Origin of the sequence: Paraburkholderia ginsengisoli NBRC 100965 (assembly GCF_000739735.1) — a bacterium.
Classification (GTDB): domain Bacteria; phylum Pseudomonadota; class Gammaproteobacteria; order Burkholderiales; family Burkholderiaceae; genus Paraburkholderia; species Paraburkholderia ginsengisoli.
In genome coordinates this window covers 1187390-1196226 of record NZ_BBJF01000004.1, presented here as the reverse complement: position 1 = coordinate 1196226, position 8837 = coordinate 1187390, and the positions used below count along the sequence as shown (strand labels likewise).

At 63.0% G+C, this 8837-nt stretch carries 7 protein-coding genes; 5 read left to right on the top strand and 2 right to left on the bottom strand.

What is annotated here, in order from left to right; all coding sequences use genetic code 11:
* Nucleotides 1–381 precede the first annotated feature (381 nt).
* The 3 genes from imuA to BGI01S_RS09250 are packed head-to-tail and all read left to right on the top strand — an operon-like array spanning nucleotide 382 to nucleotide 6507.
* Nucleotides 382–1221 carry a translesion DNA synthesis-associated protein ImuA gene (imuA, locus tag BGI01S_RS09260; protein WP_042324362.1) on the top strand — a complete coding sequence of 280 codons (840 nt, stop codon included), beginning with the start codon at nucleotides 382–384 and terminating at the stop codon, nucleotides 1219–1221.
* Complete coding sequence (locus BGI01S_RS09255) at nucleotides 1121–2923, top strand: Y-family DNA polymerase (protein ID WP_042324360.1); 1803 nt, start codon at nucleotides 1121–1123, stop codon at nucleotides 2921–2923. The genes imuA and BGI01S_RS09255 overlap by 101 nt, the downstream gene beginning before the upstream one ends.
* 5 nt (nucleotides 2924–2928) lie before the next feature.
* Nucleotides 2929–6507, top strand: a complete 3579-nt coding sequence (locus BGI01S_RS09250) for an error-prone DNA polymerase (protein WP_042324359.1) — start codon at nucleotides 2929–2931, stop codon at nucleotides 6505–6507.
* A 25-nt stretch (nucleotides 6508–6532) separates the two neighbouring features.
* Here the strand turns inward: BGI01S_RS09250 and BGI01S_RS09245 are convergent, their stop codons facing one another.
* Both BGI01S_RS09245 and BGI01S_RS09240 read right to left on the bottom strand, forming a co-directional pair.
* Nucleotides 6533–7468, bottom strand: coding sequence for a dTDP-4-dehydrorhamnose reductase family protein (locus tag BGI01S_RS09245; protein ID WP_042324358.1), 936 nt, complete (start codon nucleotides 7466–7468; stop codon nucleotides 6533–6535).
* Nucleotides 7469–7481: 13 nt separating this feature from the next.
* Nucleotides 7482–7727 carry a heavy-metal-associated domain-containing protein gene (locus tag BGI01S_RS09240; RefSeq protein ID WP_042324357.1) on the bottom strand — a complete coding sequence of 82 codons (246 nt, stop codon included), beginning with the start codon at nucleotides 7725–7727 and terminating at the stop codon, nucleotides 7482–7484.
* Between the two features lie 123 nt (nucleotides 7728–7850).
* On the opposite strand from BGI01S_RS09240, the gene cueR reads away from it, so the two are divergent.
* Entirely contained in the window at nucleotides 7851–8273 is a 423-nt protein-coding gene (cueR, locus tag BGI01S_RS09235; protein WP_042324356.1) for a Cu(I)-responsive transcriptional regulator, read from the top strand.
* A 305-nt stretch (nucleotides 8274–8578) separates the two neighbouring features.
* Nucleotides 8579–8725 carry a DUF3563 family protein gene (locus BGI01S_RS29480; RefSeq protein ID WP_074763567.1) on the top strand — a complete coding sequence of 49 codons (147 nt, stop codon included), beginning with the start codon at nucleotides 8579–8581 and terminating at the stop codon, nucleotides 8723–8725.
* Nucleotides 8726–8837: the final 112 nt, after the last annotated feature.

The following is an 8837-nucleotide window of genomic DNA, read 5'->3' as shown; positions in this document are numbered from 1 at the left end:
CGGCGCAGGCATGCAACCTCGACTCACGTTTCGTGTGGCAGGGGACGCAGACAATGCAGCCACAGTCACAAATCCTCACACACCTCTCTATCCCCCTACCGTAGCCGCCAGCAGCATACGCTAGTACCCAACTCTCTTCCCGTCGAAACAGCCCAATCCGCTCAGATTTCGATCTGGCTGCCGCCCCTTCCCCACGCAGCGCGTCCCTTCCACAGCACACACCCTCTCACCTAGCTGAAGCCTTGTCTGCCGTCATCGCATAGCTCTCCCTCGCCTTAACATCCATCTCAAAATACTGTATAAACATACAGTATCGTCCCATCGCCCATGCCTTGCTCCTGCCGGGCAGGGCGGAGCATTCCCTATTCAAAGAGCGTGTCTATGGCAACAGCGACTCAGCTTGCGACGACCACGCTGTCGTCGCAATTGCGGCGTCAGGTGTGGCAGGGCAATGAGCTTGCCGAGTCGGACTCGCGTGTGATTCCCAGCGGCTATGCCGCGTTGGATCGTCTGTTGCCGGGGCAAGGCTGGTCCGCCGGCGGTCTGACCGAATTGCTGATCGAGCATTGCGGTGTGGGCGAAGTACGCCTGCTGGCTCATGCGCTCCGTCAGCTTACGACGCAGGCCGCACGGCATGTCATGTTCGTGGCGCCTCCTTATCAGCCATGTGCCGCGGCACTGAAGGCGTGGGGTATCGATGTCGAACGTGTCCTCTGGGTGCGTTCAACTGAGGATCAGGCGCTGTGGGCTGCCACTCAGGCATTGAAGCAGGACGGCATCGGCGCGGTTCTGGTCTGGCTGCCGACCGCGCGCGCCGATAAGGTCCGGCGTCTGCAAGTGGCGGCTCAGGAGTCGGCGTCGCTGGCATTTTTGATCCGGCCTGTCGAGGCAGCCTCGCAATCCTCGCCAGCGCCATTGCGAATGATCTGCGAGCCGCTCCTGCCCGCCAATGCGCAGACGATCAACCGTCGCCAATGGCTGCAGGAGATCGGTCTGTCGATCGACATCTTCAAGCGCCGTGGGCCTCCGCTAGCTGAACCTCTCCGTCTCGTTCTGCCTTTACAAAGCGCCTTGTTGCCCGAAAGCGGAATCGGCCGTCCTCAAGGAGCAGAGGTCAAACATGTTGTGGATCGCAGTCACATTGCCACTCTTGTCGCTGGAAGCGGTCAGGCCTCTCGCGTCGCCGCCGGATGGTTTGCCCGCGAGTCCGAATCGGTGTGAGCCGAGCGCCGACGATGCCAGCCAGCCGCAAGCGCCCGCAGGCATTGCTGGGCGGCACTGTTATGCACTGGCCGATCATGCGCACATCCTGATGCCGGATCTGGACGCATTGCGGGCCGGTGTGCACGCCGGCCATTCGCGCTCGTACGCGTTGGCACTGGCGCCGGGGCTGAAGTTGCTTGCCGCCGACACAACCCGCGAGACCCAGGCATTCGAAGCGATCGCGCTTGCGTTGCTGACGTACACGCCGAAAGTGTCGCTCGCCGATGCGCACACGCTGTTGCTGGAAGTCGGCTCCGGCTTGCGGTTGTTCGGCGGCTTACGCGCATTGTTGTCGCGGGTCTCGGGCACGGTGGGCGAGTTCGGCTATACCGCCCGCATCGCCTGTGCGCCGACCGCGTGGGGCGCGTGGCTATTGGCGCAGGCCCGCTGCGCCAAGCAGGGACGTCGCTGGCATGTGCTCAAGGAGACGTCGCTCGCGCATGTGCTCGATCGTATGTCTGTGTCGTTGCTGCCGGTGGCGCAGGCGCATCGCGATGCGTTCTCGCACGTCGGCTGCGCGACGCTGGCCGATTTGCGGCGCTTGCCGAGGTCGGGCGTCGTGCGGCGTTTCGGCAGCGGTATTCTGGATCTGCTCGCGCAGGCGTACGGTACGCGGGCCGATCCGCGCGAAGCGTTTCGCGCGCCGGCGTCGTTTCATGCGCAATTGGAGTTGCCGTCGCGGGTCGATAACGCCGATGCGTTGCTGTTCGCCGCGCGTCGACTGATCGTGCAGTTGGCCGGCTGGCTGAGCGCGCATCATGCGGCGCTCAGTGGCTATACGTTGTTGCTCGAGCATGAATTAGCCTCCCGTCATGCACCGAAGACATCGAGCCTGAAGGTCGCGTGGGCGATTCCGTCGCGCGATGGCGAGCATCTGATCTGGCTGTTGCGAGAGAAGTTGAATCAGACCACTTTGGTGGCACCGGTCATCGAGCTGAAGCTGGTGGCGGACCAGATTTGCGAATATGCCGGGCAGTCGGACACGTTATTCCCGATGCCCGAATCGGACGGCGATTCGATCGCGCGTCTGCTCGAGCGCTTGAGCGCGAGGTTGGGGCCGGAGAACGTGTTGCAGATGTCGGTGCACGACGACCATCGCCCTGAGCGGGCGATGCGCGTCGAAGCCTACGAGGCGCAGGCGTTTTCGCGCAAGATTTCGCATAAGAAGCGCTCGCCCGCGAAGGGCCAGGCAAAAGTCAAAGCGGATAGAACGTGGTTAACCGATGAGTTGCGCAACGCTGCCGAGGAAGATGAACGCGTGGAAGGCGAGGCGACCGGGCAAGCCACCGAAGCAACCAACGTAACCAACGCAACCCCACACCCATCCGGATCAGACAACGTTGAAACCCGGCACATCTCCAGGCTCGCACCGCACGACGCCCAATCCTCGCTCGACCTCTCCGACAGCGCGTTACCCAACCAGCCTCGGCCGCTCTGGATGCTCGATAAACCGCTGCGCCTGATGATGCGCGATCAGCGGCCGATCTATCGTCGGCCGCTGAAAATGCTCACACGGACCGAGCGCATCGAAGCGGGATGGTGGGATGGCAACATTGTCGAACGCGATTACTACGTCGCGGCCGACGATCGTGGCCACATGTTCTGGGTGTATCGCGAGCGCATCAACGGCGAGTGGTATTTGCAGGGGCTGTTCGGCTGAGCATCATGACGACTTCCCCGCCATTTTTTCTCGCGTCGCCGCCCGCCGCCGCCCACTTGCCGGCGTATGCGGAGCTGCATTGCCTGACCAATTTCTCTTTTCTGCGTGGCGCTTCGCATCCGCAGGAACTCGTCGAGCAGGCGATGTCGCGCGGCTATAACGCACTCGCGATCACCGACGAATGCTCGCTCGCCGGCGTCGTGCGAGCGCACACGAGACTGAGGGAAATCAGGCAGGAACGGGAGCGTCTGCGGAAAGAGCGTGAGGAGAAGGCCAAAGCCGCGCAAACAGAAGCGTCTTCAGAAGATGCCGCAACGGCCTCAGCCTCCGCAGAAGCGTCGCCGGAAGACGAGCTATTCAAACCGCTTCCTCACCTGATCATCGGCAGCGAACTCAATCTGACCGACGATACCGGCGCACCCTTCTGCACGCTGGTTGCGCTGGCCATCGACCGCAACGGTTACGGCAATCTTTCCGAACTGATCACGCTGGCGCGCTCGCGCGCGGACAAAGGCAGCTATCGACTCGGTCCCGCCGACTTCACCGATGCGTTGCCCCATCTGGCGCATCTGCAAGGGTTGCCCGATTGCGTCCTGATGCTCGTGCCGCAACGTACGGCGACGCTCTCGCACACGCTGCGTTGCGCGCACTGGCTTGCCTCGTTCGCGGCGGATCGCGCGTGGATCGCACTCGAACTGTGGCAAACCGGCAGCGACGATCTGCAGATCGACGCGTTGCGGATGATTTCAAAAGCAAGCGGCCTGCCGCTGGTCGCGGCCGGTGGCGTGCTGATGCACACGCGTTCGCGCAAGCCGCTCCAGGACACGATGACCGCGATCGGTCTCGTCAAGCCGCTGTCGGCATGCGGCCACGCGCTCGAGGCGAATGCGGAGCGGCACATGCGCACGCGCCAGCGGCTCGGCAAACTGTATCCGCGCGATACGCTCGAAGAAACGCTGCGCGTCGCCGCGCTATGCCATTTCTCGCTCGACGATCTCGCGTACGAATATCCGCAGGAGCTGGTGCCCGCGGGCGAATCGCCGTCGAGTCATCTACGCAAGCTGGTCATGGCCGGGGCAACGGAGCGCTGGCCGGGCGGCATGGACCTGAAGCGCATCCGGCAGATCGAGACCGAGCTGGCGTTGATCGCCGATCTGAAATACGAAAAGTATTTTCTGACCGTGCACGATATCGTGAGCTTCGCTCGCTCCAGAAACATTCTGTGTCAGGGGCGCGGGTCGGCGGCGAACTCGATCGTGTGCTACTGCCTGCATGTGACGGAAATCGATCCGGTACGGATGAACATGCTGATCGAGCGCTTCATCTCGCGCGCCCGCAAGGAGCCGCCCGATATCGACGTCGACTTCGAGCATCAGCGCCGCGAAGAGGTGATTCAATATATCTACGCGAAGTACGGCCGTCATCGCGCGGCGCTGACGGCATCGCTGATTACGTATCACGCGCGCAGCGCGTTGAAGGACGTTGGCAAGGCGTTGGGGCTCGAAGTGTCGTTGATCGAGCGGATCACCAAATCACAACAGTGGTGGGACGGCCCGGATGCGGTCGCAAAATATCTGGCCGAAGCGGGCTTCGATGCCAACTCGCACATCACACAGCGTCTGATCCAGCTGACTCAGGAGTTGCGCAGTTTTCCGCGTCACCTGTCGCAACACGTCGGCGGTTTCGTGATCGCGAAAGACAAGCTGTCGCGGCTTGTGCCGATCGAGAACGCGACGATGAAAGACCGCAGCGTGATCGAGTGGGACAAGGACGATATCGACGCGCTCAATCTGCTGAAAGTCGACGTGCTCGCGCTCGGCATGTTGTCGGCGATCCGGCGCGCGCTGGAATTCGTCGCGTTGAGACGCGGCTTTCCGACGTTCAGGGTGCAGGATATTCCACGCGAGGATCGTGCCGTCTACGAAATGTGCGGCCATGCCGACACGATCGGCGTGTTCCAGATCGAATCGCGCGCGCAGCAAAGCATGCTGCCGCGGCTGAAGCCGGACAAGTACTACGATCTCGTGATCGAAGTGGCGATCGTGCGGCCGGGGCCGATTCAAGGCGGCATGGTGCATCCGTATCTGCGCCGCAAGCAGGGACTCGAACCGATCGACTATGCGAAGGACGAGTTGCGGCCCGTGCTCGAACGCACGCTCGGGGTGCCGATTTTCCAGGAACAGGTCATGCACCTGGCGATGGTTGCGGCGGAGTACACCGGTGAACAGGCCGATCAGTTGCGGCGCGCGATGGCCGCGTGGCGGCGCAGTGGCAACCTCGCGAAGTATCAGCAGGATTTGAGCGACCGCATGTCGGCGCGCGGCTATGAGAAGGACTTCATCGAGCGCATCTGCAATCAGATCGAAGGCTTCGGCGAGTATGGTTTTCCGGAGAGCCACGCGGCGAGCTTCGCGTTGCTCGTCTATCTCAGCGCGTGGTTGAAGCGCTATGAGCCGGCGGCGTTTCTCGCGGGTTTGCTGAACAGTCAGCCGTTGGGATTTTATTCGCCGTCGCAACTCGTGCAGGATGCGAAGCGTCACGGTGTCAAGGTACTGCCGCCCGACGTGACGCTGAGCGATTGGGAGTCGACGTTCGAGCGGCGTGACGAGGAAGGGCGGCGGATCGTGCACGACGAGACCTGTTTGCATCGTCAGTACGCCGTACTATCCGCGCGGCAATTGCGTGAGCTGTCTCTGCGCCACCTGACGGTGAGCAGGACGATCCGGCGCGCGGCAAAGCGCTTGACCGCGCGCGTGTTTCAGGCGTCGAACACCTATGGCGCGCGCGGCCCGGCGGTGCGCCTCGGCATGCATCTGATCAAGGGGCTCGCGCAAGGGAGCGCCGAGCGCATCATGGCCGCTCGTCATGACGCGCAGTTCATCGACGTCGACGATCTGGCGCGGCGCGCGGCATTGACGCGGCGCGATCTCGAAGCGCTGGCGGCGGCCAACGCGTTGGCCAGTATCGCGGGTCATCGGCGTGAAGCCTGGTGGGCGGTGACCGCGCAACATGCAGTGCCGAAACTGCTGCGCGATGCGCCGATCGCCGAAGCGCCGCTGGCGTTGCCGCAGGCAGCCGAAAGCCGCGAGATCGTCGACGATTACGCGAGCCTCGGGCTCACGCTCAATCGTCATCCGCTCGCATTGCTGCGGGCGCGCCTCGCGCAGCAGCGCTTTCGCACGGCGGCCGAACTTGCCGCGTGCCGGCACGGCACGCTGGCGCGGGCGTGCGGCATCGTCACCGTGCGGCAGCGGCCCGGTACGGCGAACGGCACGGTGTTCGTTTCCATCGAAGACGAGACCGGTTCGATCAACGTGATCGTCTGGCCGGCGTTAGTGGAAAAGCAGCGTAAGGCGTTGCTGGGGTCGTCGCTGCTGGCGGTCTACGGTGTCCTGCAACGCGACGATGGCGTCGCCACTGGCGGCAACGCCGTCGGCGACGTGGGCAATGAGGTGAACGCAAACCGGGCGGCTCAAGCGAAACGAAAGAACAGAGGCGAGGTGGTCCACCTCGTCGCCCATCGCCTCGAGGACTACAGCGAATGGCTCGGCGAACTGGCCACGACGAGCCGCGATTTTCATTGAGGCCGGCGCGCCGCGGCCAGTTCGCCTAACCGGCCTGCGATCGGACGGGCGTCTCGCCTTGCCACGGAAACGCGGCCAGCACTTGCCGGATCGCCGTGTCGAACGGCGTGCGGCGGCCGATCCCAAGCGCTTCGAGCCGGTCCGACGCCAGATGGCAGTTATGCGGACGCGGCGTCGCATCGGTCGGCGTGGCTTGCGGCGTCAGGTGAGCATCGAGTCGCAATGCCTCGGCGAGACGCACGGCGATCTCGTACTTGGTCATCGGCTCGTCGCCCGACCATTGCACGATGCCGCGGATCGCTTCGCCACGCGCATGCCGTTCGAGCATCTGCCGGATCACCCACGCGACGTCCGGTGTGAAGGTGGGATAGCGGATCGCCCACGCATCCATCACGGCGGGCTTGCCGTTCGATGACGCGGACGCGGCAATCGCCGGCACGAGACTCGTCACCGCCGATTCCGCCCAACTGACGATCGGCCCATACAGCAGCGGCAAACGTAGCACGCAACCGAGCTCGGTCGTTTCGGTGAGCGCGCGCTCGCCTTCGAGCTTGCTGTGTCCATAAGCGTTCAGCGGCGCGGGCGCGGAGTCGTGCCGATAGGGCGGGTGAGTGCCGTCGAACACGTAGTCGGTGGAGATCGACAGCGTCCATGCGCCACGCCGGTGTGCCGCTGCGGCCAACGCGCGCACCGCGTCGACATTCAGCGCGCGGGCAAGCGCCGGGTTGTGCTCGCACACATCGGGCCGACGCTCCGCCGCGGCAATCACGAGCGCGTCGGGTGCTTCTCGCTCGACGAACCGCTCGACCGCCTGCGCGTCGCGGATATCCAGTGTGACGGTATTCGGAGCCGGCCGGCTGAACGCCGTGGCGACGACCTGCCAATCGGTCCGCTGCGCGAGTTCGTCGACGAGCGCGCGGCCGAGGAGCCCCGACGCGCCAATGACGGCAACTTTGAACATGATGTGGGCTCGCTTAGTGGGGGGCGCCGCCGGTTGTCGTCCCGCCCGCCGTCTCGCTCGTAACGGCGGTCACCGTGTAGCCGGCTTCGTCGATGGCGGCCTTCAGCGTGTCGACCGGTTGCACCGAGTCGACCACGACGCGGCCGGACGCGAGATCCACCTGAACCTGCGCGGCTGCATCGTGTTCGCGAATGGCGTTCGTTACCGCCGCAACACAGTGCTGGCAGCTCATGCCTTCTACTTTGAATTCGATTGTCATCAGAATTGCCTCGGAAAGATCAATAGGGCGGTAGCCGGATTATGCCTGCCGATTCGTACATGGGTGGCTGGACCTTCCCATCATGGGAAGGTGTACGATCGATTCATCCTTGGAGAGACGGTTATGAATATCGGCGAAGCGGCCCGCACGTCGGGCGTCACGGCGAAGATGATTCGCTACTACGAAAGCGTCGGCTTGCTGACGGCAAAGGCGCGCACGAGCGCTGGATATCGCGTATACGGTCCGCAGGAGGTTCACTCGCTGCGTTTTATCCGTCAGGCGCGCCGGCTCGGCTTCCTGGTCGAAGACATTCGCCGGCTGCTCGCGCTGTGGCACGACCGCTCGCGCGCCAGTGCCGAGGTGAAGCAGATCGCGCTGGAGCACGTCGCTGAACTCGATCGCCGCATTGCCGAACTGACCGATATGCGCGACACCCTCGCGCATCTGGCCGATCACTGTCACGGCGACGACCGTCCCGACTGTCCGATCATCGAGCGTCTTGCGGACGCCAATCTTGTCTCGGAGAAGGGTTGTCATCCGCTTTGAGGCGGGTTTGCAGGGTCAGGTGCAACCCAAATCGAGCGGCGCGTCGCAACCGTTATTGGTTTGCACCAATTTTGTGCTAAAAAATACGGGACGGCATCAACGATTACCGAAAAATCGTTGCGAGCCGAGATAAATCAACCACTTACCTGCACCGCCGACGTGCACCATTCCAAAACGGAATGCACATCATGCGGGCATTTCACTAGCAAGGTTGCACCATAGGGCTATAATTCGGGTTAACCCTTTTACGGGAAATCCCTGATGCCCAATCCACCGGGGATTCAATCTGATCCTTGGAGAACATCATGTTTGCATACATTCTTGAAAAGCTGAGCACCTGGTTTGAAACTGCGGAACGCAACCGTCGCGAAGCCTACCTGGCATCGTCGTCGGACATCGTTCAGCTCGAACAGCGTATTCGCTCGCTCGAAACCAACGGCTACTCGCTGTAAGTTTCCCCTGCTTCGAGTTGGACCCGCCGGCGCCTTTTGCGCGGCGACTGCAGCACAGTGTTAAGCCCCGTCGATGCGGGGCTTTGTCACATCTGGACCAGAGAATTTCTCG

Bases quoted from the DNA above. Each gene is read 5' to 3' on its own strand.
- BGI01S_RS09240 (WP_042324357.1), bottom strand. From the start codon at position 7,727: ATGACAATCGAATTCAAAGTAGAAGGCATGAGCTGCCAGCACTGTGTT.
- BGI01S_RS09250 (WP_042324359.1), top strand. From the start codon at position 2,929: ATGACGACTTCCCCGCCATTTTTTCTCGCGTCGCCGCCCGCCGCCGCC.
- BGI01S_RS09245 (WP_042324358.1), bottom strand. From the start codon at position 7,468: ATGTTCAAAGTTGCCGTCATTGGCGCGTCGGGGCTCCTCGGCCGCGCG.
- imuA (WP_042324362.1), top strand. From the start codon at position 382: ATGGCAACAGCGACTCAGCTTGCGACGACCACGCTGTCGTCGCAATTG.
- BGI01S_RS29480 (WP_074763567.1), top strand. From the start codon at position 8,579: ATGTTTGCATACATTCTTGAAAAGCTGAGCACCTGGTTTGAAACTGCG.
- cueR (WP_042324356.1), top strand. From the start codon at position 7,851: ATGAATATCGGCGAAGCGGCCCGCACGTCGGGCGTCACGGCGAAGATG.
- BGI01S_RS09255 (WP_042324360.1), top strand. From the start codon at position 1,121: ATGTTGTGGATCGCAGTCACATTGCCACTCTTGTCGCTGGAAGCGGTC.